At 70.3% G+C, this 24,076-nt stretch carries 21 protein-coding genes and 1 pseudogene; 14 read left to right on the top strand and 8 right to left on the bottom strand.

Annotated elements, in window-relative coordinates; genetic code table 11:
- Position 1 precedes the first annotated feature (1 nt).
- From M2165_RS13565 to M2165_RS13625, 13 genes are all read left to right on the top strand, one after another.
- Positions 2–1,510 carry a UDP-N-acetylmuramoyl-L-alanyl-D-glutamate--2,6-diaminopimelate ligase gene (locus M2165_RS13565; RefSeq protein WP_280815137.1) on the top strand — a complete coding sequence of 503 codons (1,509 nt, stop codon included), beginning with the start codon at positions 2–4 and terminating at the stop codon, positions 1,508–1,510.
- Positions 1,507–2,970, top strand: coding sequence for a UDP-N-acetylmuramoyl-tripeptide--D-alanyl-D-alanine ligase (gene murF, locus M2165_RS13570; RefSeq protein WP_280815138.1), 1,464 nt, complete (start codon positions 1,507–1,509; stop codon positions 2,968–2,970). Before M2165_RS13565 ends, murF begins: the two co-directional genes overlap by 4 nt.
- A gap of 22 nt (positions 2,971–2,992) precedes the next feature.
- Positions 2,993–4,171 carry a phospho-N-acetylmuramoyl-pentapeptide-transferase gene (gene mraY / locus M2165_RS13575; RefSeq protein WP_280815139.1) on the top strand — a complete coding sequence of 393 codons (1,179 nt, stop codon included), beginning with the start codon at positions 2,993–2,995 and terminating at the stop codon, positions 4,169–4,171.
- 10 nt (positions 4,172–4,181) lie between these two features.
- Positions 4,182–6,242, top strand: coding sequence for a UDP-N-acetylmuramoyl-L-alanine--D-glutamate ligase (gene murD / locus M2165_RS13580; RefSeq protein ID WP_280815140.1), 2,061 nt, complete (start codon positions 4,182–4,184; stop codon positions 6,240–6,242).
- Positions 6,239–7,531, top strand: coding sequence for a putative lipid II flippase FtsW (gene ftsW, locus M2165_RS13585; protein WP_280815141.1), 1,293 nt, complete (start codon positions 6,239–6,241; stop codon positions 7,529–7,531). Before murD ends, ftsW begins: the two co-directional genes overlap by 4 nt.
- Positions 7,532–7,687: 156 nt before the next feature.
- Positions 7,688–8,752, top strand: coding sequence for an undecaprenyldiphospho-muramoylpentapeptide beta-N-acetylglucosaminyltransferase (gene murG, locus M2165_RS13590; RefSeq protein ID WP_280815142.1), 1,065 nt, complete (start codon positions 7,688–7,690; stop codon positions 8,750–8,752).
- The gene (gene murC, locus M2165_RS13595; RefSeq protein ID WP_280815143.1) at positions 8,749–10,218 is read left to right on the top strand and encodes a UDP-N-acetylmuramate--L-alanine ligase; all 1,470 of its coding nucleotides are present in this window, start codon (positions 8,749–8,751) and stop codon (positions 10,216–10,218) included. Before murG ends, murC begins: the two co-directional genes overlap by 4 nt.
- Entirely contained in the window at positions 10,215–11,195 is a 981-nt protein-coding gene (locus M2165_RS13600; RefSeq protein ID WP_280815144.1) for a D-alanine--D-alanine ligase, read from the top strand. The genes murC and M2165_RS13600 overlap by 4 nt, the downstream gene beginning before the upstream one ends.
- 16 nt (positions 11,196–11,211) lie before the next feature.
- The gene (locus M2165_RS13605) at positions 11,212–12,003 is read left to right on the top strand and encodes a cell division protein FtsQ/DivIB (protein WP_280815145.1); all 792 of its coding nucleotides are present in this window, start codon (positions 11,212–11,214) and stop codon (positions 12,001–12,003) included.
- Between the two features lie 23 nt (positions 12,004–12,026).
- A complete protein-coding gene (gene ftsA, locus M2165_RS13610; RefSeq protein ID WP_280815146.1) occupies positions 12,027–13,256 on the top strand; it encodes a cell division protein FtsA in 1,230 nt (409 codons plus the stop codon).
- Between the two features lie 174 nt (positions 13,257–13,430).
- Complete coding sequence (gene ftsZ / locus M2165_RS13615; protein ID WP_280815147.1) at positions 13,431–14,639, top strand: cell division protein FtsZ; 1,209 nt, start codon at positions 13,431–13,433, stop codon at positions 14,637–14,639.
- A gap of 202 nt (positions 14,640–14,841) precedes the next feature.
- Positions 14,842–15,765, top strand: a complete 924-nt coding sequence (gene lpxC / locus M2165_RS13620) for a UDP-3-O-acyl-N-acetylglucosamine deacetylase (protein ID WP_280815148.1) — start codon at positions 14,842–14,844, stop codon at positions 15,763–15,765.
- A 17-nt stretch (positions 15,766–15,782) separates the two neighbouring features.
- Positions 15,783–15,959: a hypothetical protein gene (locus M2165_RS13625; protein ID WP_280815149.1), complete on the top strand. Its 177-nt coding sequence runs from the start codon at positions 15,783–15,785 to the stop codon at positions 15,957–15,959.
- Here the strand turns inward: M2165_RS13625 and ruvC are convergent, their stop codons facing one another.
- From ruvC to M2165_RS13640, 3 genes are read right to left on the bottom strand one after another with little or no spacing between them, the layout of a single operon-like run.
- On the bottom strand, positions 15,960–16,508 hold the full coding sequence (gene ruvC / locus M2165_RS13630) for a crossover junction endodeoxyribonuclease RuvC (RefSeq protein ID WP_280815150.1): 549 nt from the start codon (positions 16,506–16,508) through the stop codon (positions 15,960–15,962).
- 1 nt (position 16,509) lies between these two features.
- Complete coding sequence (locus tag M2165_RS13635; protein WP_280815151.1) at positions 16,510–17,499, bottom strand: phosphatidate cytidylyltransferase; 990 nt, start codon at positions 17,497–17,499, stop codon at positions 16,510–16,512.
- 28 nt (positions 17,500–17,527) lie between these two features.
- Entirely contained in the window at positions 17,528–18,343 is an 816-nt protein-coding gene (locus M2165_RS13640) for a lysophospholipid acyltransferase family protein (RefSeq protein WP_280817533.1), read from the bottom strand.
- A 7-nt stretch (positions 18,344–18,350) separates the two neighbouring features.
- Between M2165_RS13640 and M2165_RS13645 the strand changes: the two genes are divergently transcribed.
- Positions 18,351–18,758, top strand: a complete 408-nt coding sequence (locus M2165_RS13645) for a DUF2809 domain-containing protein (RefSeq protein WP_280817534.1) — start codon at positions 18,351–18,353, stop codon at positions 18,756–18,758.
- Here the strand turns inward: M2165_RS13645 and mtgA are convergent.
- The 5 genes and pseudogenes from mtgA to M2165_RS13670 all read right to left on the bottom strand — a co-directional run bounded on the left by mtgA (position 18,724) and on the right by M2165_RS13670 (position 24,008).
- Complete coding sequence (gene mtgA / locus M2165_RS13650; RefSeq protein ID WP_280815152.1) at positions 18,724–19,467, bottom strand: monofunctional biosynthetic peptidoglycan transglycosylase; 744 nt, start codon at positions 19,465–19,467, stop codon at positions 18,724–18,726. The two genes, M2165_RS13645 and mtgA, sit on opposite strands and share 35 nt — an antisense overlap.
- Before the next feature lie 19 nt (positions 19,468–19,486).
- Positions 19,487–20,335 (bottom strand): shikimate dehydrogenase, encoded by an 849-nt coding sequence (gene aroE, locus M2165_RS13655; protein WP_280815153.1) that lies wholly within the window; start codon positions 20,333–20,335, stop codon positions 19,487–19,489.
- A gap of 25 nt (positions 20,336–20,360) precedes the next feature.
- Positions 20,361–21,212, bottom strand: a complete 852-nt coding sequence (locus M2165_RS13660; RefSeq protein ID WP_280815154.1) for an energy transducer TonB — start codon at positions 21,210–21,212, stop codon at positions 20,361–20,363.
- A 19-nt stretch (positions 21,213–21,231) separates the two neighbouring features.
- Positions 21,232–23,356 (bottom strand): annotated as a pseudogene (locus M2165_RS13665) (RNB domain-containing ribonuclease).
- A gap of 58 nt (positions 23,357–23,414) precedes the next feature.
- Positions 23,415–24,008 carry a YqiA/YcfP family alpha/beta fold hydrolase gene (locus M2165_RS13670; protein ID WP_280815155.1) on the bottom strand — a complete coding sequence of 198 codons (594 nt, stop codon included), beginning with the start codon at positions 24,006–24,008 and terminating at the stop codon, positions 23,415–23,417.
- Positions 24,009–24,076 lie beyond the last annotated feature (68 nt).

Here is a 24,076-nt window from a genome sequence, read left to right on the forward strand (position 1 = left end):
CATGCTGACACTCACATCCCCCCGACTCGCCGCGCAATGGCTCAAGGAGCGCGTGCAGGGCGCGCTGCATGCCGACAGCCGGCCGGTGGGCGCGGGCGACGGCTTCATCGCCTGGCCGGGTGCCGCCACCGACGGCCGCAAGCACGTGGCGGCGGCGCTCGCGCAGGGCGCCGCGGCCTGCCTGGTCGAGCACGAGGGCGTGGAGGCCTTCGGCTTCGACGACGGCGCTGCGTTCGGCGAGCGCATCGCGAGCTACCCGGGCCTCAAGGCCGCCACCGGTCCGATCGCCGCGGCCTTCTACGACGACCCCTCGGCCGCGCTCGACCTGCTGGCGGTGACGGGCACCAACGGCAAGACCTCCACCGCATGGTGGCTGGCCGAATCGCTGGGCGCGCTGGGCAAGCCGTGCGCCGTGATGGGCACGCTCGGCATCGGCGTGCCGCCCGCACTACAGTACACCGGCCTCACCACGCCCGACCCGGTGATGATGCAGCGCGAACTCCGCGCGCTCGCCGAGCGCGGCTTCGCCGCCTGCGCCATCGAGGCCTCCTCGATCGGCATCGCCGAGCGCCGCCTCGACGGCGCGCGCATCGCGGTGGCGGTGTTCACCAATTTCACGCAGGACCACCTCGACTACCACGGCAGCATGGAGGCCTACTGGGAAGCCAAGGCCGAGCTGTTCCGCTGGCCCGGGCTGCGCGCCGCCGTGATCAACATCGACGACGTGCACGGCGCCAGCCTGTGCGCGAACCTGATCGAGGCGGGCATCGGCGCGCTCGACGTCTGGACCGTCTCGGCCGCGGGCGCGCCCGCGCGGCTGATGGCGCGCGACGTCGGCTACGACGCCCAGGGCCTGCAGTTCTCGGTGGCCGAGCAGGGCGGCGCGGCGGCCGAGCGCCTCGCGACCGGCCTGATCGGGCAGTACAACGTCGCCAACCTGCTGGGCGTGATCGGCGCCTTGCGCGCGCTCGGCCTGCCGCTCGCGCAGGCGGTGGCCGCCTGCGCGGCGCTCACCAGCGTGCCGGGGCGCATGGAGCGGGTCGGCGTGGGCGCGCATGCGCCGCTGGCCGTGGTCGACTACGCCCACACGCCCGACGCGCTCGACAAGGCGCTGGCCGGCCTGCGCCCGCTCGCCCAGCAGCGCGGCGGCGCGCTCTGGTGCGTGTTCGGCTGCGGCGGCGACCGCGATCCGATCAAGCGGCCGATGATGGCGGCCGTGGCCGAACGCCAGGCCGACCGCGTGGTCATGACCAGCGACAACCCGCGCAGCGAGAACCCCGACGCGATCATCAGCCAGATGCTGCGCGGCCTCTCGCGCCCCGAGGCCGCGCAGGTGCAGCCCGACCGCGCGGCCGCGATCGCCGATGCCATCGCGCAGGCCGCGCCCGCGGACGTGGTGCTCATCGCCGGCAAGGGCCACGAGGCCTGGCAGGAAATCGCGGGCCGGCGCATCCCGTTCGCCGACCGCACCCATGCGCTGGACGCGCTCACGCAGCGAGGTGGGGCATGAGCGCCGCGACCCCGCTCATGCTCACGCTGGCCCAGGCGCAGCAGTGGATCCCGGGCGCGCGCCTCGTGGGCGACGGCGCCACCGTCGTCGCGCGCGTGCACACCGACACCCGCACGCTCGCCGCGGGCGACCTGTTCGTGGCGCTCAAGGGCGAGCGCTTCGACGCCAACGAATTCCTCGCCGACGCGAGGGCGCGTGGCGCTGTCGCGGCCATCGCGCACCAGGGGCTCGAAGCCGCGGGCCTCGCGGGCCTCGAAGTGCCCGACACGCTGGCCGCGCTCGGCGCGCTCGCGGCCGGCTGGCGCGCGCAGTTCGAGCTGCCGCTCATCGCGGTCACGGGCAGCAACGGCAAGACCACGGTCACGCAGATGATCGCGGCCATCCTGGTCGCGCACCGCGGCGAGCGTGCGCTCGCGACCGCCGGCAACTTCAACAACGAGATCGGCGTGCCGCTCACGCTGCTGCGCCTGCGCGCGGCGCACCAGCATGCGGTGGTCGAGCTCGGCATGAACCATCCGGGCGAGATCGCCCGCCTCGCGGCCATCGCCCGGCCGACCATCGCGCTGGTCAACAACGCCCAGCGCGAACACCTCGAATTCATGGCCACCGTCGAGGCGGTGGCGCGCGAGAACGGCGCCGTGTTCGCGGCGCTCCCGGCCGACGGCACCGCGGTGTTCCCGCATGCCGACGCCTTCGCCGACCTCTGGACCGACCTGGCGCACGACGGCGCGATGCGCCGCTGCATGAACTTCGGCGAGGCGCAGGATGCCGACGTCTCGCTCGCGAGCGCCGAGTGGCGCCAGGGCGGCTGGCAGGTCCGCATCCGCACGCCGCTCGGCGCGTTCGATGCGCGGCTGCACATCGCGGGCCGGCACAACGTGGTGAATGCGCTCGCCGCCACGGCCTGCGCGCTCGCGGGCGGCGTGCCGCTCGACGCCATCGCCGCCGGCCTCTCGGCCTTCGAGCCGGTGAAGGGCCGTTCGCGGGCGAGCGCGGTCTCGCTGCCCGGCGGCCATTCGCTCACGCTGGTGGACGACAGCTACAACGCCAACCCCGATTCCGTGCGCGCCGCCATCGACGTGCTCGCGGCCCTGCCCGGACCGCGCCTGCTGGTGCTCGGCGACATGGGCGAGGTCGGCGACCGCGCGGCCGAGTTTCACGCCGAGATCGGCGACTGGGCGCGACAGCGCGGCATCGAGGCCGTGCATGCGCTCGGCGCCGAGAGCGCGCACAGCATCGCTGCGTTCCAGGGCGGCGACGCGGGGCGGCACTTCGGCGACATCGACGCGCTCAACGCCGCCGTGCTCGCCCGGCTGCCGCAGGTCGCGAGCGTGCTGGTCAAGGGATCGCGCTTCATGAAGATGGAGCGCGTGGTGCAGGCGATCGAACAACAACAGGCTGCCGCGGCATCGCCGGCTGGCGCCGACAAGACGACAACGACACAAGGAGGCCGGTCATGACGCATGCACCTGGCGACACCCGATGCTGATGAGCCTGGCCCAATGGCTGCAGACACTCTCGCCGGAATTCGGATTCCTGCGCGTCTTCCAGTACCTCACGTTCCGCGCGCTGATGGCCGCGCTGACCGCGCTCGTGGTCGGCCTCGTCGCCGGCCCGTACGTGATCCGGCGCCTCGCCGCGCTCAAGATCGGCCAGCCGGTGCGCGGCTACGGCATGGAGACGCACCTGACCAAGAGCGGCACGCCCACCATGGGCGGCGTGCTGGTGCTGTTCGCGATCGCCTTCGCCACGCTGCTGTGGTTCGATCTTTCCAACCGCTTCGTCTGGATCGTGCTCTGGGTGACCATGGGCTTCGGCGCCATCGGCTGGGTCGACGACTGGCGCAAGGTGGTGCGCAAGGACCCCGAAGGCATGCGTTCGCGCGAGAAGTACTTCTGGCAGTCGGTGGTCGGCCTGATCGCCGGTTTCTACCTGCTGTTCAGCATCTCGGAAAGCTCGAACTGGCGCGTGCTGCAGCTGTTCTTCGCCTGGGTGCAGTCGGGCTTCGACCTCGACTTTCCGCCCAAGATCAACCTGCTCGTGCCCTTCTTCAAGGAAGTGAGCTATCCGCTCGGCGGCATCGGCTTCGTGATCCTGACCTACCTGGTGATAGTGGGCGCGAGCAACGCGGTCAACCTGACCGACGGCCTCGACGGGCTGGCGATCATGCCGGTGGTGATGGTGGGCTCTGCGCTGGGGGTGTTCGCCTACGTCACGGGCAGCGCGGTGTACTCCAAGTACCTGCTGTTCCCCAACATCCCGGGCTCGGGCGAGCTGCTGGTGTTCTGCTCGGCGATGGCCGGCGCGGGCCTGGCCTTCCTCTGGTTCAACACCCATCCGGCGCAGGTGTTCATGGGTGACGTGGGCGCGCTGGCGCTCGGCGGCGCGCTCGGCACCATCGCGGTGATCGTGCGCCAGGAGATCGTGTTCTTCGTGATGGGCGGCATCTTCGTGGTCGAGGCGATCTCGGTGATGGCGCAGGTCACCTATTTCAAGTACACCAAGAAGCGCTTCGGCGAGGGCCGGCGCGTGCTCAAGATGGCACCGCTGCACCACCACTTCGAGAAGAGCGGCTGGCGCGAGACGCAGGTGGTGGTGCGCTTCTGGATCATCACGATGCTGCTGTGCCTCGTGGGCCTTTCGACGCTGAAGCTGCGCTAGCGGACACACGATGCGGCACCTCCAAGACCTCCCCGTCCTGATCCTCGGCCTCGGCGCGTCCGGGCTCGCGATGGCGCGCTGGTGCGCGCGCCACGGCGCGGTCGTGACCGTGGCGGACACGCGCGAGGCGCCCGCCGCGCTGGCGACGCTCCAGGCCGAGCTGCCCGATGCCGCCTTCATCGGCGGGCCGTTCTCGGCCGCGCTGGTCGAGGGCACGCCGATCCGCGCGGTCTACCGCTCGCCGGGGCTTTCGCCCGCCACGCTCGCGCCGGTGCTCGACGCGGCGCGCGCCGTGGGGCTGACGGTGGGCGGCGAACTCGATCTGTTCGCGCGCGCGCTGCTCGATCTGCGCACGGTGGAACTGCCCGAGCCCGAGCCGGAGCCCGAAGCGGCCGCGGCCGCGCCGGTCGTCGAGGAAGCGCCGGCGCAGGCCGAGCTCGTGCTCGATGCGGTGCCCGCGGAGACGGCAGCGGCTGCCGAAACGCCCGAGGTGCCCGAAGCGCCCGCAACGCCGGAGGCGCCCGAAGCCGCCGATGCTGCCGAAGTTGTGCCGCCGGCCGAGCCGGTCGAGCCCACAGCGGCAACCGACACCCCGGAGGTTCCCGCCGAACCCGCCGAACCGTCATCCGAAGCGCCGCCGCCCGCGATGGCCGAAGCCATGCCGCGCGATCCGGCACTGAGCGTTCCGGTCGCAACGCCCGCCGCCGGCAAGGCCTACGTGCCCACGGCCGCGAAGGAAGCCGCGGCCTTCGTCGCGAGGCTGGCCGAACTCGCCGCCGCCAACCCGGCCTCGGCCGCGGTGGAAGAAGAACCGACGCCGCAGCTGCCGCTGGTCCCGATCGAGGAGCCGCCTGCGCCCAAGGGCTACGCGCCCGCGGTGCTCGCGATCACCGGCACCAACGGCAAGACCACGGTCACGGCGCTCACCGGCCAGCTGGTCGAGCGTGCCGGCAAGACCGTGGCCGTGGCGGGCAACATCGGTCCCACGCTGCTCGACACGCTGGCCGCGCACATCGATGCCGGAACGCTGCCCGAGGTCTGGGTGCTCGAGCTCTCGAGCTTCCAGCTCGACGGCGTGCAGGGCTTCGAGCCCACGGCCGCGACCGTGCTCAACCTCACGCAGGACCATCTCGACTGGCATGGCGACATGCAGGCCTACGCCGCGGCGAAGGCCCGCATCTTCGGCACGCAGGGGCTCTTGGTGCTCAACCGCGACGATGCGGGCGTGATGGCCATGCTGCCCGCGCCGGTCCGCATCAAGCTGCAGCGCCCGCAGATTCGCGCCCACGTGACCTTCGGCGCCGGCATGCCGCAGCGCCCCGGCGACTACGGCATCGAGCGCGTCAACGGCATGACCTGGCTGGTGCGCGCGCTCGAGGCCGACGAGACGCAGAAGCGCAAGCGCGGCGCGGTGGTCGAGGAGGAGATCTTCGTGCAGCGCCTCATGCCGGCCGACGCGCTGCGCATCCGCGGCCGCCACAACGCGCTGAACGCATTGGCGGCGCTGGCGCTCGCGAGCGCGGCCGACTGCCCGCTCGGGCCGATGCTCTACGGCCTGCGCGAGTACCGCGGCGAGCCGCACCGCGTGGAGCCGGTCGCGCTGATCGACGAGGTCGAGTACTTCGACGACAGCAAGGGCACCAACGTCGGCGCCACCGTGGCCGCCCTGAGCGGACTCGGCGAGGAGCGGCGCGTGGTGCTGATCCTCGGCGGCGAAGGCAAGGGCCAGGATTTCGAACCGCTCGCGGCGCCCGTGGCCCAGTACGCGCGTGCCGTGGTGCTGATCGGCCGCGATGCGCCGCTGATCGCGCAGGCGCTCGCATCCACCGGCGTGTCGCTGATGCAGGCCGGCTCGATGGAAGAGGCCGTGCAGCTGGCCGCCCGGCGCGCCAACCCCGGCGATGCGGTGCTGCTGTCGCCGGCCTGCGCGAGCTTCGACATGTTCCGCGACTATGCGCACCGCGCCGAGGTGTTCCGCGAGGCGGTGCAGGCGCTCGCCGACGGCCCGCGCGACGATGCATCGTCCGACTCCGCCAACGACGCCGGCTTTGCCTCGGGAGATCCCGCATGAACGCCCCCGCCGCCACGCCCAACGCAAGAACCAGCCGCTTCACCGGCTGGTTCCGGCGCGCGCGCAGCGGCATCGATGCGCTGCCCGTGCACCTACCGGTGCGGCTGGGCGGCGCCGGCATCGCGCAGACCAAGGCGGCGCCGGTGCGCGTGCTCGGCTTCGACCAGGCGCTGGTCTGGGTCACGGTGGCGCTGCTCACCTGGGGCCTGGTGATGGTGTACTCGGCCTCCATCGCGCTGCCGGACAACCCGCGCTTCGTGCGCGCGGGCTACGGGCCGGCCTACTTCCTCACGCGCCATGCGGCCTCGGTCGCGCTCGCGTTCGTCGCGGCGCTGCTGGCCTTCCAGGTGCCGATGAAGACCTGGGAGCGCGCCGCGCCCTGGCTCTTCGTGGTCTCGCTGCTGCTGCTGGTGGCGGTGCTGATTCCGCACATCGGCATCAACGTGAACGGCGCACGGCGCTGGCTGCCGCTCGGCTTCATGCGCTTCCAGCCTTCGGAGCTCGCCAAGCTCGCGATGGTGCTCTACGCCGCCAGCTACATGGTGCGCAAGATGGAGATCAAGGAACGCTTCTTCCGCGCCGTGCTGCCGATGGGCATCGCGGTGGTGGTGGTCGGCATGCTGGTGATGGCCGAGCCCGACATGGGCGCCTTCATGGTGATCGCGGTGATCGCGATGGGCATCCTGTTCCTCGGCGGCGTGAACGCGCGCATGTTCTTCCTGATCGCGGCGCTGGTGGTGGTGGCCTTCGGCACCATCGTCGCCACCAGCCCGTGGCGGCGCGAGCGGATCTTCGCCTACCTCGATCCGTGGAGCGAGGAGCATGCGCTCGGCAAGGGCTACCAGCTCTCGCATTCGCTGATCGCGATCGGCCGCGGCGAGATCTTCGGCGTCGGCCTGGGCGGCAGCGTCGAGAAGCTGCACTGGCTGCCCGAGGCGCACACCGACTTCCTGCTCGCGGTGATCGGCGAGGAGTTCGGCCTGGTGGGCGTGCTGCTGATCATCGGCCTCTTCCTCTGGCTCACGCGCCGCGTGATGCACATCGGCCGCCAGGCGATCGCCCTCGACCGCGTGTTCTCGGGCCTCGTGGCCCAGGGCGTGGGCGTATGGATCGGCTTCCAGGCCTTCATCAACATGGGCGTGAACCTCGGCGCGCTGCCGACCAAGGGCCTCACGCTGCCGCTGATGAGCTTCGGCGGCTCGGCGATCCTGATGAACATGGTGGCGCTGGCGGTGGTGCTGCGGATCGATTATGAAAACCGCGTTCTCATGCGCGGAGGCCGCGTATGAGAACGCGGTTTCGCCACAACCGCGTCAGCGCGAAGCGCTGCGGCGCGCATGCGCCCCTCATGCGCGGAGGCCGCGTATGAGAACGCGGTTTCGCCACAACCGCGTCAGCGCGAAGCGCTGCGGCGCGCATGCGCCGCGGATGCGCGGAGGCCGCGTATGACGGGCCGCACCGCACTCGTGATGGCCGGCGGGACCGGCGGCCACATCTTCCCCGGCCTGGCCGTGGCCGAGGCGCTGCGCGAGCGCGGCTGGCGCGTGCACTGGCTCGGCGCGCCCGGCAGCATGGAAGAAAAACTCGTGCCGCCGCGCGGCTTCGCCTTCGAGCCGGTGCAGTTCGGCGGCGTGCGCGGCAAGGGGCCGCTCACGCTGTTCCTGCTGCCGCTGCGGCTGCTGCGCGCGTTCTGGCAGAGCCTCGGCGTGGTGCGCCGCGTCAGGCCCGACGTGGTGGTGGGCCTGGGCGGCTACATCACCTTCCCGGGCGGGATGATGGGCGTGCTGCTCAACCGGCCGCTGGTGCTGCACGAACAGAACTCGGTCGCGGGCCTCGCCAACAAGGTGCTCGCGGGCGTGGCCGACCGCGTGTTCACCGCGTTCCCGAACGTGCTGAAGAACGCGCAATGGGTGGGCAACCCGCTGCGCGCGGCCTTCCTTTCGCAGCCCGATCCGGCCACGCGCTTCGCGGGCCGCAGCGGGCCGTTGAAGCTGCTGGTGGTCGGCGGCAGCCTCGGCGCCAAGGCACTGAACGCCGTGGTGCCCCAGGCGCTCGCGCGCATCGCGCCCGAGTTCCGGCCGCGCGTCGTGCACCAGAGCGGCGCCAGGCAGATCGACGAACTGCGCGCCAACTATGCGGCCGCGGGCGTCGAGGGCGAGCTCACGCCCTTCATCGAGGACACCGCGCAGGCCTATGCCGATGCCGACATCATCGTCGCGCGCGCCGGGGCCAGCACGGTCACAGAAATCGCGGCCGTCGGCGCAGCAGCGCTGTTCGTGCCTTTTCCTTCGGCGGTCGACGACCACCAGACCACCAACGCGCGCTTCCTCGTCGACGCGGGCGGCGGCTGGCTGGTGCAGCAGGCCGACCTCACACCTGAATTGCTGGCCGACTTGCTACAGAAGACACAACGAACCGAATTGATCGAACGCGCCCGGCGCGCCAAGGCAATGCAGAAGACCGAGGCCATCGAAGCAGTCGTCCGCGCTTGCGAGGAGCTCGCGAAATGAAACACGCGATCCGCCACATCCACTTCGTCGGCATCGGCGGCTCGGGCATGAGCGGCATCGCCGAGGTGCTGCTGAACCTGGGCTACCGGGTCACCGGCTCCGACCTGGCCGACAGCGCCACGCTGCGCCGGCTCGCGGGCCTGGGCATCGGCACCTTCGTGGGCCATGCGGCGGCGCACATCGAAGGCGCCGACGCGGTCGTCACCTCGACCGCGGTGCAGAGCGACAACCCCGAGGTGCTGGCCGCGCGCGAGAAGCGCATCCCGGTGGTGCCGCGCGCGCTGATGCTGGCCGAACTGATGCGGCTCAAGCAGGGCATCGCGATCGCCGGCACGCACGGCAAGACGACCACCACCAGCCTGGTGGCGAGCGTGCTGGCGGCCGCGGGGCTGGACCCGACCTTCGTGATCGGCGGGCGCCTGAACAGCGCCGGCGCCAACGCGCAGCTCGGCAGCGGCGACTACATCGTGGTGGAGGCCGACGAATCGGACGCCTCGTTCCTGAACCTGCTGCCGGTGATGGCGGTGGTCACGAACATCGACGCCGACCACATGGAGACTTACGGGCACGACTTCGCGAAGCTCAAGAAGGCCTTCGTCGATTTCCTGCACCGCATGCCGTTCTACGGCGTGGCGATCCTGTGCACCGACGACCCCGCGGTGCGCGACATCGTGGCGCAGGTGACCTGCCCGGTCACGAGCTACGGCTTCGGCGAGGACGCGCAGGTGCGCGCGGTCGACGTGCGCGCGGTCGGCGGCCAGATGCACTTCACGGCCCAGCGGCGCAACGGCGTCACCTTGCCCGATCTGCCGATCGTGCTGAACCTGCCCGGCGAGCACAACGTGCGCAACGCGCTCTCGGTGATCGCGGTGGCCGTGGAGCTCGGCATTCCCGACGAGGCGGTGCAGCGCGGCCTGGCCGACTTCAAGGGCGTGGGCCGGCGCTTCCAGAGCTACGGCGAGGTGGCGGTGCCGGCCGAGGGCGGCGCCGCATCGGCAGGCAGCTTCACGCTGATCGACGACTACGGCCACCATCCGGTGGAGATGGCCGCCACGCTCGCCGCCGCGCGCGGCGCCTTTCCGGGCCGCCGGCTGGTGCTGGCCTTCCAGCCGCACCGCTACACCCGCACGCGCGACTGCTTCGAGGATTTCGTCAAGGTCATCGGCAAGGCCGACGCGGTGCTGCTCGGCGAGGTCTATGCCGCGGGCGAGCCGCCCATCGTCGCCGCCGACGGCCGCACGCTGGCGCGCGCGCTGCGCGTCGCGGGCAAGGTGGAGCCGGTGTTCGTCGACGACATCGCGGCGATGCCGCGGGCGATCCTCGACAACGCACGTGCCGGCGACGTGGTGCTGTGCATGGGCGCGGGCTCGATCGGCGCCGTGCCCGCGAAGGTGGTCGAGATCGGCAATGCGGCGGCGCCGGCGCCATCAACCAGGCGCGCTGCGCGCAAAGGGGAGGCAGCATGAGCCTTCAACAGGATCCAAGGCAATTCGGCAAGGTCGCCGTGCTGCTCGGCGGAAGCTCCGCCGAGCGCGACATCTCCCTCATGTCCGGGCAGGGCGTGCTCGAGGCGCTGCGCGCGCGCGGCGTCGATGCGCACGCCTTCGACCCCTCGCAGCGCGACCTGGTCGAGCTCCGCCGCGAAGGCTTCGCGCGCTGCTTCATCGCGCTGCACGGGCGGCACGGCGAGGACGGCACGGTGCAGGGCGCGCTCGAACTGCTCGGCATTCCCTACACCGGCTCGGGCGTGATGGCCTCGAGCGTGGCGATGGACAAGGTCATGACCAAGCGCATCTGGCAGGCCGACGGCCTGCCCACGCCGAAGTACGTGCGCCTGGCCTTCGACCAGCAGAGCCGCGAGCAGGTGCGCGCGGTGCCCGACGTGCTCGGCCTGCCGCTGATCGTGAAGCCGCCGCGCGAGGGCTCGTCGATCGGCGTCACCAAGGTCGAGGGCTATTCGCAGATGCAGGATGCGGTGGCGCTTTCCGCGAAGTACGACGCCGACGTGCTCTGCGAGGAGTTCATCGAAGGCGAGGAAGTGACCTGCGCCGTGCTCGGCAGCGGCCTCGACGCGCATGCGCTGCCGGTGGTGCGCATCGCCGCGCCCCAAGGCGCCTACGACTACCAGAACAAGTACTTCACCGACGACGTGAAGTACCACTGCCCGAGCGGGCTGCCCGAGGCCGAGGAGCAGGAGATCCGCCGCATCACGCTGGCGGCCTACCGCACGCTGGGCTGCCGCGGCTGGGGGCGCGCCGACGTGATGATCCGCGCGAGCGATCGCAAGCCCTTCCTGCTCGAGATGAACACCTCGCCGGGCATGACCAGCCATTCGCTGGTGCCGATGTCGGCGCGCGCCGCGGGCATTCCCTACGAAGACCTGTGCGTGCGCGTGCTGGCGTCGGCCTCGCTCGATGCCGCCGCGGGCGGGCCGTCGCCATGAGACCCAGGCCACACGCATGAGCAGCACCACCGTGCCCTTCGACGTCAAGCTGATGAACATCGTCTCGAACCTCGCGTTCGCGGCGGTGGGCCTCATGCTGCTCGCCGCGGGCGCATGGTGGGTGCTGCGCCAGCCCTTCTTTCCGATCGGCGGCATCAAGGTCGACGGCGACGTGACGCACAACAACGCGGTGACGCTGCGCGCCAACGTCGCGCCGCAGCTCGCGGGCAACTTCTTCACCGTCGACCTGTTCCGCGCGCGCGCGGCCTTCGAGTCGGTGCCCTGGGTCCGCAAGGCCGTGGTGCGGCGCGAGTTTCCGAACCGGCTGCGCGTGACGCTGACCGAGCAGGTGCCGGTGGCGACCTGGGGCGACGAGACGGGCTCGAAGCTGATCAATGGGTTCGGCGAGGTGTTCGAGGCCAACGTGGCCGAGGTCGACGACCGGCTGCCGCGGCTCGACGGGCCGGTCGAGCAGGCGGGGCAGGTGCTGGGCATGTACCGCGTGATCGCGCCGCTGTTCCAGCCCTACGACTTCAGCGTGGAGCAGCTCACGCTCTCGAGCCGGGGGAGCTGGAAGGCGGTGCTCGACAGCGGCGCGGAGATCGAGCTCGGCCGCGGCCAGGCCGAGGAGGTCACGGCGCGCGCGCAGCGGTTCCTGAAGACCGTCACGCAGGTCGCGGCCCAGTACCAGCGCACGCCGGCCGACGTCGAGGCGGCCGACCTGCGCCACAACGATGCCTATGCGCTGCGGCTGCGCGGCGTCAGCACGGTGGTTGCCGAGCCCAAGGCCAAGCCCAAGAAGAAATAGACAGCGAATACCGAGGACATTCAATGCCCAAAGAATACAAAGACCTGGTTGTCGGACTCGACATCGGCACCGCCAAAGTGATGGTGGTGGTGGCCGAGGTGCTGGCCGGCGGTGAACTGAAGCTCGCCGGCCTCGGCGTGGCGCCGAGCAACGGCCTCAAGCGCGGCGTGGTGGTGAACATCGACGCCACGGTGCAGAGCATCCAGCAGGCGCTCAAGGAAGCCGAGCTGATGGCCGACTGCAAGATCAGCCGCGTCTACACCGGCATCACCGGCAGCCACATCCGCGGCATCAATTCGAGCGGCATGGTGGCGGTGAAGGACAAGGAAGTCACGCCGGCCGACGTGGCGCGCGTGGTCGAGACCGCGCGCGCGATCAACATCTCGAGCGACCAGCGCCTGCTGCTGGTGGAGCCGCAGGAGTTCGTGATCGACGGCCAGGACGTGAAGGAGCCGATCGGCATGAGCGGCATGCGGCTCGAGGCCAAGGTGCACATCGTGACCGGCGCGCAGAGCGCGGCCGAGAACATCATCAAGTGCGTGCGCCGCTGCGGGCTCGAGGTCGACCAGCTGATGCTGAATCCGCTGGCCTCGAGCCAGGCGGTGCTGACCGAGGACGAGCGCGAGCTCGGCGTGGTGCTGGTCGACATCGGCGCGGGCACGACGGACGTGGCGATCTTCACCAACGGCGCGATCCGCCACACGGCAGTGATCCCGATCGCGGGCGACCTGATCACGAGCGACATCGCGATGGCGCTGCGCACGCCGACCAAGGACGCCGAGGACATCAAGGTCGAGAACGGCTATGCCAAGCAGCTGCTGGCCGACCCCGACACCCAGGTCGAGGTGCCCGGCCTCGGCGACCGCGGCCCGCGCATGCTGAGCAAGCAGGCGCTCGCGGGCGTGATCGAGCCGCGCATCGAGGAGATCTTCTCGCTGGTGCAGCAGGTGGTGCGCGAGTCGGGCTACGAAGAGGTGCTGTCTTCGGGCGTGGTGCTCACGGGCGGCAGCGCCGTGATGCCCGGCATGGTCGAGCTCGGCGAGGACATCTTCCTCAAGCCGGTGCGCCGCGGCATTCCCAAGTATTCGAGCGCACTCTCGGACATGGTCGCGCAGCCGCGCGCCGCCACCGTGATGGGCCTGCTCGAGGAGGCCCGCTTCGCACGCATGCGCGGCTTCAAGGTGGCGCAGAAGAACGGATCGGTAAAGACTGCGTTCGGACGTTTCAAGGACTTCATCGTGGGGAACTTCTGACCATGAACCATTCCCCACTCTGGCTCGCGCGCGGAAGTCCTCCCCTGCATTTCAACGAGCGATGGCGGCGCACAGGTCCACCGCCACGACGACGGTCACGTTGATCTCGTCAGACAACAGAACAAGTCAATTCACAGATACACAACGGCAACTGCAAAATTCAAGGAGTTAGAAATGGCCATCGAAATGATCGAAGTCGAAGAATTCAACCAAGGCACTCAGATCAAGGTGATCGGTGTGGGCGGCGGCGGCGGCAATGCCGTCGCGCACATGATGGACCGCGGCGTGCAGGGCGTGCAGTTCGTCTGCGCCAACACCGACGCGCAGGCGCTCCAGCGCAGCAACGCGCACAAGATCATCCAGCTCGGCACGAGCGGCCTGGGTGCGGGCAGCAAGCCCGAGAAGGGCCGTGACGCGGCCGAGGCCGCGGTCGACGACATTCGCGCCGCGATCGACGGCGCGCACATGCTCTTCATCACGGCCGGCATGGGCGGCGGCACCGGCACCGGCGCCGCACCCGTGATCGCGCGCGTCGCGAAGGAAATGGGCATCCTGACCGTGGGCGTGGTGACCAAGCCCTTCGACTGGGAAGGCGGCCGCCGCATGACCAACGCCGACACCGGCCTGGCCGAGCTCGAGGCGAACGTCGACTCGCTGATCGTGGTCTTGAACGAGAAGCTGCTCGACGTGCTGGGCGAGGACATCACCCAGGAAGAAGCCTTCGCGCATGCCAACGACGTGCTCAAGAACGCGGTCGGCGGCATCTCGGAAATCATCAACGAGTACGGCGGCGTGAACGTCGACTTCGAAGACGTGCGCACCGTGATGGGCGAGCCGGGCAAGGCCATGATGGGCACGGCCGCGGCCGCGGGTCCGGACCGCGCGCGCATCGCCGCCGAGCAGGCCGTGGCCTGCCCGCTGCTCGAAGGCATCGACCTCTCGGGCGCCAAGGGCGTGCTGGTGCTGGTCACGGCGTCGAAGAGCTCGCTGAAGCTCAACGAGTCGAAGCTCGCGATGAACACCATCCGCGCCTACGCCTCGCCCGACGCGCACGTGATCTACGGCGCCGCCTACGACGAGAGCCTGGGCGACCAGATGCGCGTGACCGTGGTGGCCACCGGCCTCTCGCGCGCCGACGCGCGCCGCCAGGCGCCGACGCTCGAAGTGATCCGCACCGGCACCGACAACATCCCGTTCAACGTGCCGACGCTCGGCGGCACGGGCCACGCGGCGGTCGGCGGCCAGCCCAACTACGACGGCATGGCCGTGCCGAGCGTGTGGCGCACCAACCGCACCATGGCCGCGGCCAAGGTCGATGCGCTGTCGTCGGGCGGCATGGACGATTTCGAGATCCCCGCGTTCCTGCGCCGCCAGGCGGATTGAGCGCAGCCCGCCGGACGCTCGCGGCACGAGGGCTCGCAAGGGGCACGGGGGCGACCCGAAAGGGACGTCCACCGGCCCTGGGCACTGCGTTCGCTTCGTGCCCCTTGCGTCCACCGGCGCGGGTTTCATAGAACCTATGTCTATCGGTGCCATAGCGAGGGGCATAGGCCGCCCTGGCCGCCGCGCGCCTAGAATCTCGGGCGTGCTGCAACAACGAACCCTCAAGTCGATCAGCCGCGCCGTGGGCGTGGGGCTTCACAGCGGCCAGCGCGTGGAGCTCACGCTGCGACCGGCCCCGGCCGACACGGGCATCGTCTTCCGACGCGTCGACCTGCCCGAGCCGGTCGACATCCGCATGACCGCCGAAGCGGTGACCGACACCCGGCTGGCCTCCACCGTCTCGACCGGCGGCGCGAAGGTGCAGACGGTCGAGCATCTGATGTCCGCCTGCGCGGGCCTGGGCATCGACAACCTCTACATCGACATCACGGCCGACGAGGTGCCGATCCTCGACGGCTCGGCCTCCTCCTTCGTGTTCCTGCTGCAGAGCGCGGGCATCGAGCTTCAGAAGGCGCCGCGACGCTTCATCCGCGTGACCCGCAAGGTCGAGGTGCGCGAAGGCGAGGGCGCCAACGAGAAGTGGGCGAGCCTCGAGCCCTACCACGGCTACAAGCTGAGCTTCGAGATCGACTTCGACCACCGCGTGGTCAACTCCACCGGTCAGCGCGTGGAGTTCGACCTCGGCACCGGTTCCTACAGCCGCGACATCGCACGCGCCCGTACCTTCGGCTTCACGAAGGAGGTCGAGTACATGCGCAGCAAGGGCCTCGCGCTCGGCGGCGGGCTCGACAACGCGATCGTGATGGACGACACCAAGGTGCTCAATGCGGGCGGGCTGCGCTATGACGACGAGTTCGTGAAGCACAAGATCCTCGACGCGATGGGCGACCTCTACATCATCGGCAAGCCGCTGCTCGCGGCCTACAAGGCCTTCCGCTCGGGCCATGCGCTCAACAACAAGCTGCTGCGCGAGCTGCTCGCCCACGAGGACGCCTACGAAGTCGTGACCTTCGAGGACGAGAAGCGCGCGCCGCGCGGCTTCGGCGAAGTCGCCCGGGCCTGGTAGGCCGGCGCACGCATCCCATGCTTCTGTTCCGCTGGGCCATCCTGCTTCTGCTGTTGGTGGCCGGCGTGTGCTTCGTGTTCTATGCGGGCACGGGGCAGCTCAAGTACCGGCGCATCGGCTGGATCGTGCTCAAGTGGACGCTGATCGCGGCGCTCGGCTTCTTCGCGGTCCTGATCGCCGAGCGGGTCGCGTAGCTACCTCGAGCGGCCCTGGCGGTACGCGCTCGCGTGCGTCTTCGACAGCTGTGCGGCCTCCGCCAGCCGTGCCACCGAACGTCCCACCTGCGCGTGCGTGATCGCGATGCCCAGCGCGTCGGCCGCATCGGCGCCCGGCAAGCCCGGCAGTTCGAGCAGACGCTTCACCATTTCCTGCACCTGCGCCTTGGCGGCCTGCCCATGGCCGGCCACCGCCTTCTTCATCTGCAGGGCGGTGTACTCGGCCACGCTGAGGTTGGCATTGACGAGCGAGGTCACGCAGGCCCCGCGCGCTTGGCCGAGCAGCAGCGTCGACTGCGGATTGACGTTCACGAAGATGATCTCGACCGCGGAAGCGTCGGGCTGGTAGCGCGCGGCGATCTCCGCCACGCCGTCGAACAGCACCTTGAGCCGCGCCGGCAGGTTGCCGCTGCCGAGGTGTCGCGTGCTGATGGTGCCGCTCGCGACATAGCGCAACTGGTGGCCGTCCGCATCCACCACGCCGAAGCCGGTGGTGAGAAGGCCGGGGTCGATGCCGAGAATCCGCATGTCAGAGGTCGAAATACCAGCGGATCGAATGAAAGAAGATCGGCGCCGCGAAGCACAGCGCATCCACGCGGTCGAGCAGGCCGTTGGCGCCCGTGACGCCCACGCCCTTCTTGCCCCAGTTGGGAATGCCGCGGTCGCGTTTGAGCGCCTTCATCACGAGGTGGCCCATCGAGCCCGCGATGCACGCGATGACGGACACCGCGAGCGCCTGGCCGAACCTGAACGGCGTGATGAACGAGAACAGCGCGCCGACCAGGCTCGCGACCACGATGCCGATGCCCCAGCTGGTCCAGTTGAAGCTGCGGCTCACATGGGGCGCGAAGGGCTTGCGCTGCGTGCGGCGCGAGATGACGTGCTGCACCAGCACCGAGGTCTGCACCACGAACACCAGGAAGAACACGAGAAAGGCGCTCTTGCCCTCGTAGCCCGGGAAGCTCAGCAGCAGCAGCGCGGGCACGTGGCTCATGCCGTAGACGCAGACCATGATGCCCCACTGCAGCTTGGCGTTGCGCTCGAGGAAGTGGCTCGGGTCGTCGGCCAGTGCGCTCGCGACCGGGATCGCGAGGAAGACGTAGACCGGGATGAACACGGTGAACAGGTCGAAGCGTGCGGTGGCCACGAGCCAGAACTGGATCGGCAGCACCACGAAGAACGCGAGGATCAGGCTGCGGTGGTCGCCGCGCCGCGTGGGCGAGAGGGTGATGAACTCGCGCAGCGCGAAGAAGGCGATGAGCGCGAACAGCACGGTGGCCACGGTTTCGCCGAGCGCCCAGCCGATCCAGAACACCACCACCATGAACCAGGTGGTGCCGAGCAGCTTGCGGTAGTGGGCGAGCTCGGCCTGCCAGGCGGCGTCGTGCACCGGGTTGCGCCGCTCCTTGAAGCTCAGCAGGAAGGCCGTGGTGCTCACGACCACGAGCAGCCCGAAGACGATGAGGAAGAGCGCCGCGACCTGCTGGGTCGGGCTGAGGCTGCGCAGGAACTGGTTCATCGCGGGCTTCTTCTGCTTCTTTTTCTTCTCACACGTCGCGCAACGCGATGACCGCGGCGCGCGCGCGGTCGAGGAAGGGGCGGCGCTCCTCGCCGGGCTCGACGCGGATCGGCGCGCCGAAGGTCACGGAGCACAGGATGGGCACCGGCACGATCTCGCCCTTGGGCATGACGCGCTGCACGTTGTCGATCCAGGCGGGCACCAGCACCACCTCGGGGAACAGCGTCGCGAGCGTGTAAAGGCCCGACTTGAACTTCTGCGGCTCGCCCGTGTGGCCGCGCGTGCCTTCGGGGAAGATGATGATCGAGTCGCCGCTCCTGAGTGCCTCGACGAGCGGCGCGAGCGGGTCGCGTGCGGGCTCGGCGGTGGGCTCGGCTGCCGGCGGCGCGGCTGGCGCCGGTGCGGCGGCGGGGGGCGGTGGCGGCGCGGGCAGGTCGAGCCGGCCCTGCACCTCGTCGAGGATCTCGGGCGTGATGTCGACGATGGGCGGCATGGCGTCGGCCACCGGCGCCGCGGCGGCGACGTCGGCCGCGGGCGGCGCCTCGGGCGCTGAGGCCGGCGCACCGGCCGCGCGCTCCACGTACACCGCGTTGAACACCTCGGTCGTGATCCAGCGCTTGACCGGCGTGTTGGCCCAGTAGTCGCGCGCCGCGATCGGCCGCGTGATGCTGCGCAGTTCCTCGGGCAGCGCGGCCCAGATCATCACGAGGTCGGCGTGGCTCTGATGGTTGGCGAAGTAGATGCGCTGCTCGGCCTTGGGCGGGCAGCCGTACCAGCGTGCCTGGGCACCGGTGAGCAAGCGCACCACGCCCAACAGCAACCATCCCACGAGCTTTGCCAGCATGCACGCGATGATACGGGCCATGCGATGGCGTTTCGATCCTCATTCATTCGTCGGGGCCGCGGCCCTGTTCCTCGTGCTCGCGCTGCTCGCCACCGTGGGGGCGCGCTGGGGCTGGGTGCGCAGCTTCCTCGGCGACGTGCTGGCCGTGGCCTGGGTGTACCTGCTGTTCAAGGCCTTCGTCGGCGCACGCGTGCTGCCGCTGGCGCTCGCGGCCTTCGCGGTGGGGCTGCTGGTGGAGCTGGGGCAGTACCTGGCGGCGGCGTGGCAATGGCAGATCCCGAACCGGGCGCTGCGCATCGTGCTCGGCGCCACCGCGGACGGGTGGGACGTGCTGGCCTATGCGATCGGCTTCGTGGCCGTGCTCGCGGCCGAACAGGCGTTCAGGGCAGTTCGGCCGCGGACATCCGCGCCATGATGGTCGAGGCGCGGCTGCCGAGGTAGCCCGAGCCCGGGCGCTTCTCGAAGAACTTGGGGCTCGGCAGCATCACCGCGAGCCGCGCGGCCTCGGCGGCGCTCAGGCGCGACGCGGGCTTGCGGAAGTAGTACTGGGCCGCGGCCTCGGCACCGAACACGCCTTCGCCCCATTCGACGTTGTTGAGGTAGATCTCGAGGATGCGCCGCTTGTCGAGCAGCAGCTCCAGCGTCATCGCGAGCACCAGCTCCTGGCCCTTGCGCAGCAGCGTGCGCTCGCCCGAGAGCAGCAGGTTCTTCGCGAGCTGCTGCGTGATGGTGGAGCCGCCGCGCAGCTGCACCGGCCTCACCGGCTTGCCCCGCGCGATGGCCCGCGCCGCGCGCTTGGCCGCGAGTTCCTCGGCCCTGGCATTGCGCTGGCGCGCGCGCTCGATGGCTTCCCATTCGACGCCGTTGTGGTCGACGAAGTCGGCATCCTCGCTCGCGATCACCGCGCGCTTGAGGTTGTCGCTGATCTGTGCATAGGGCACCCATTCCTGGCGCCACGCGCCCTTGCGGCCCTGCTGCAGCGCGATCTGCCAGGCTTCGGAGCGCTGGAAGGCGGTGCTCTGCGGATCGACCACCACCATGGCGGCGATGCGCGCGACGAAGAAGAGTTCGAGCGCCACGCCGGCGACGACGAGGCAGGCGATCAGTCGGAGCAGGGCCCTCATGTCGGCAGCGGGGCGGCGCTCACGAAAGCGCGGCGCGCAGTTCGGCCAGCACCTCGGCGGCCGGCGGCCGCACGCCGCGCCACAGTTCGAAGGCCTCGGCCGCCTGCTCGACGAGCATGCCGAGGCCGTCGCGCGCGACGGCGCCGTGCGCCTCGGCCCAGGCCATGAAGCCCGCGGCGGCCGGTCCGTACATCAGGTCGACGGCCAGGGCGCCGGGGCGCAGCACCTCTGCGCGCACCGGTACCGCATCGCCCGCGAGGCTCGAGGCGGTGGCGTTGACCACGACGTCGAAGTCGCCGGGCACTTCATCGAGCGCCCAGGCCTCGAGCGTGCAGCCGTGGCGCAGGGCGAGCGCCGCATGCCGCTGCACCAGCGCCATGGCCTTGCCGATCGTGCGGTTGGCCACCACGATCCGCGACGCGCCCGCATCGAGCAGCGGCCCGAGCACGCCCGCGGCCGCGCCGCCCGCGCCGATCAGCAGCAGTTCGCGGCCCGCGAGCGGCACGCCCGCATTGCGCACGATGTCGTTGACGAGGCCGATGCCGTCGGTGTTGTCGGCATGGATGCGGCCGTCGGCCTCGAAGCGCAGCGTGTTCACCGCCTGCGCGAGCACCGCGCGTTCGCTCGTGCGGTCGGCGAGCGCGGCGGCGTCGAACTTGAAGGGCACGGTGACGTTGCAGCCGCGCGCCGTGTCGCCGCGCTCGGCGGCCTCGCGCCGGAAGGCCGCCACGCCTTCGGCGAAGGCGCCGACCGGCACGAGCCGGCGGCCGTAGTCCATCTGCTGGCCGCAGAGTTCGGCAAAACGGGCATGGATGCGCGGCGAGCGGCTGTGCTCGACGGGATTGCCCATGACGCAGTACAGGTCCATGGCGGTGTCGTGGCGCGTGCGGTGGCTATTGCGAAGAGAGCTCGATGGTCTCGTCGCGCGTGAACTTGAAGCGCGACTGCAGCACGATCTGGTCGGTCTGCTTGCGCATCGCATCGGTGAATTTGCCGAAGTTGCCGATGCTGTGCACGATGGCCTTGGCGCGGCGGTCGAGCGTGGTGTCGCCCGAGCTTTCGTCGACCACGGTGTCGAGCAGCTTGCCGTCGTGGTTGATCGTGATCGTCATCTTCAGCTCGCCGTAGAGCTTGCGGCCGGCGGCGGTGGGAAAGTTCTCGGTGCCGCGCACCTCGATGCGGCGGCGCAGGGTGTCGACGTAGATCGCATAGGCCGCCTCGCGCGTCGAGGGGCTCAGGTAGCGCTTCTTGGGGCGCGCGTTCTCCTCGTTCACGCGGCGTTCGATCTCGGCCAGCAGCGCCACGAGCTGGCGGCGCTTCTCCTCGCGGGCGACGGCGTCCTTCGGATCGCCCGCGGCGCGCGGATCGGGGGCGGGCATGGCGGCCAGGTCGCGCTTGAGCTGCGCGATCAGCTGCATCTGCTGCGCCTGCATCGCATCCATCTGGCGGCGGGCCTCCTCCATGGAGTCGCCGACGGCCGTGAAGCTCGACGGCGGCAGCGGGCTGGTGGCGCGGCCGCGTTCGAGATCGCCGCCGCCCGCGAGCGAGGCCTGCGCCATCACGCGCGTGGCGGGGTCGGGCTTGTCGTTGGTCTTGCTGTTGACCAGGATCACTTCGAGCGGCGTTTCGGCGAACACCCGGTTGAACGACTCGGGGTCCACGAAGCGCACGGCCAGCAGCGCGGCGTGCGCGATGACCGACACGCCGAGCGCGATCTGCAGCGTGCTCAGGTCCCTCAGATTCATTGGCGCTGCTCCTCCAGGTTCATGCGGGCGCGTTTTCGGCGGCCGGCTCGCCGTCGCCAAGGTCGACCGCGATCGCGATCGGTCCCGCGACCTCTTCGGTTTCCTCGTCGCCTTCTTCGTCCGCGGCCGCGGCATCGGCTTCCGGCGCATCGAGGCGCTCGAGCACCGTGCCGTGCACGTCGAGCGCGATCTCGTCGATCTCGCCGAGCTTCACGCGCACGCGCGCGCCGCGCGCCTGCTGGCCCGCGACGGGAAACACCAGCGGCAGCGTGTCGGCGCGCACCAGCGCGCCGTTCGGAATGTCCTTGATGACCGTCGCCTCGAGTTCGGTGATGCCCTGCTGCTCCAGGTACTTGAGCGTCCAGAAGCGTTCCATGCCGCCCTGGTAGGCGTTGTAGGTCGCATAGGCCGCATCGAAGCCCGAGAGGATCGAGAACAGGTCGGCATCCTTGGGCTTGAACGGCGCCGCGAGCGCGGCGGTCTTGCCGTGGCGCGCGGCCGCGATGATCTGCCACTGGTTCACGAGGTCGGTGTAGCGGCGCAGCGGCGAGGTGCTCCAGGCATAGCTCTTCACGCCCAGGCCGGCGTGCGGCAGCGCGCGCGTGCCCATGCGCACCTTGATGCCGGGCGCCAGGCTGGCCTGGCTGCGGTAGAGGCCGGGCACGCCGAGTTCGCCGAGCCAGCCGCCCCAGCTGCTGTTCGCGAGGATCATCGCTTCCGACACGATCAGGTCGAGCGGCGCGCCGCGCTGGCGCGTGGTGATCTGCACCTGCTCGTTGCCCTCCGGTTCGCCGGTGTTGCCGATCTTGTTGGGCCCCCATGCCCCCCGAGGGGGGATTCGCGCCTTGGGGCGGCCCGGCGGCGCGAATGAGCCGGAAGTTGTAGTCGGGCCGGTTGAAGCTCTCCGGCTTGCCGCGCGCCACCTCGCGCTCGGCCTTGAGCTGCTTCGAGAGACGGAACAGGAAGGACAGCGGCGCACGCAGCCTTTCGGCGGCCTCGGGCGCGCCGTTGCCGGCGGCGGCCGGATCTTCGAGCCAGGCCTGCGTGACCACGCCGTCGAGCTGGTCGTGCCGCAGGTTGGCGACGATCGGCACGCGTTCGAGCTTCGTTTCCGTCGACTGCAGCGCGAGCGTGGCTTCGTCGAAGCTCGCGTAGAGCGAGACGGCCGGCCGGTCGCCGCCTTCGAGCAGCGTGTAGGCGTTCACCACCTCGTCGGGCAGCATGGTGATCTTGTGGCCCGGCATGTAGACGGTGGACATGCGCGCGCGCGCCACCTGGTCGATCGGGCTGCCCGGCGTGAGCGCGAGGCCCGGCGCGGCGATGTGGATGCCCACGGTGACGCGCCCGCTGCCCAGGCCCTGCACCGAGAGCGCATCGTCGATCTCGGTGGTCTGCGAGTCGTCGATCGAGAAGGCCTGCACGCCTTCGGCGAGCGGCAGTTCCTCGGCGATGGCGGGCGCGGCCAGCGGCGGGAATCCGGTGCCCTTGGGAAAGTTCTCGAACAGGAAGCGCCGCCAGTGGAACTGGTAGGGCGAATCGATCGCGCCGGCGCGCTCCAGCAGTTCGAGCGGCGGGCGCTGCGTGGCGCGCGCGGCCTCGACCACGGCCTTGTATTCGGGTGCGTTCTTGTCGGGCTTGAAGAGGATCTTGTAGAGCTGCTCGCGGATCGGAGGCGGGCAGCTGCCCTCGGCCAGCTGCCCGGCCCATTCGACGATCTGCGCCTGGACGACCTTCTTCTTCTCGATGGCGGCGAGCGCCTGCTGCACGATCTCGGCCGGCGCCTTCTTGAAGCGCCCCTTGCCGGCGCGGCGGAAGTAGTGCGGCGCCTCGAACAGCGCGAACAGCGCGGCGGCCTGCTGTGCGAGCGAGGGCTTGTCGCTGAAGTACTCGGCGGCGAGTTCCGCGAAGCCGAACTCGCCTTCGGGCGCGAATTCCCAGGCCAGGTCGAGGTCCATCGCGGCGGCGAGCGCACGCGCCTCGGCGATCAGCTCGGCCGGCGCCGGCTTCTCGAAGCGAAGCACGATGTTGGCGCCCTTGACCTTGACGCGCTTGCCGGTGTCGAGCTCGACCTGCGCCGACGCCTCGGCTTCCGACAGGACGCGGCCGCCCAGGTATTTGCCGGCTTCTTCAAACAATACGAACATCCGGCGATTCTCCCACGCGGGCGGGCGCGTTCCGCCCGGCGACGGCCGGCGCGGGAGGCTAGATCGGGTTGATGAAGGCCATCACCTCGTCGAGGTGGTTCACGGCGAAATCGGACAGCGCGTGGTCGCCGCCCTCGATCAGCTTGATGTTGCTGTCGGGATAGCGCGCCGAGCTTTCGTGCCAGTCGAGCGCCTCGTCGCCCTTGGCGATGATGGCCAGCACGCGTTCGGGCCGCGTGAGCGCGCCCACCTCCATGGTGCGCAGCTCCTGGATGTACTCGGGCTTGAAGTAGAAGTGCTCGGCCGGGTCGTGCCACTGGGTCTGGTCGCCGATGTAGCGCTCGAGGTCGCGCGCCGGATGCACCGCCGGGTTGAGCAGCACGGCGCGGCAGCGCGTCATGCCCGCGACGTAGGTGGCATAGAAGCCGCCGAGCGAGGAGCCGACCACTGCCATCGACTTGCGCGGCCAGTCCGCGATGCCCTTCATGACCATGTCGATCGCTTCGCGCGGCGAGGGCGGCAGCTGCGGGCACCACCATTGCAGTTCCGGATGATGCCGTGTCACGTGCTCGGCCATCAGCCGTGCCTTGGTGGAGCGCGGCGAGGAACGGAAGCCGTGCAGGTACAGCAGATGGGTGGTTTGTGGATCCATGCGAGGCGGAACGGAGGGAGGGGCGGTCGACACGGCTTCGTTGAAGGCTGGGGTTGATTTTGCATGAG

The organism is Variovorax sp. TBS-050B, assembly GCF_029893635.1.
Lineage (GTDB): Bacteria > Pseudomonadota > Gammaproteobacteria > Burkholderiales > Burkholderiaceae_C > Variovorax.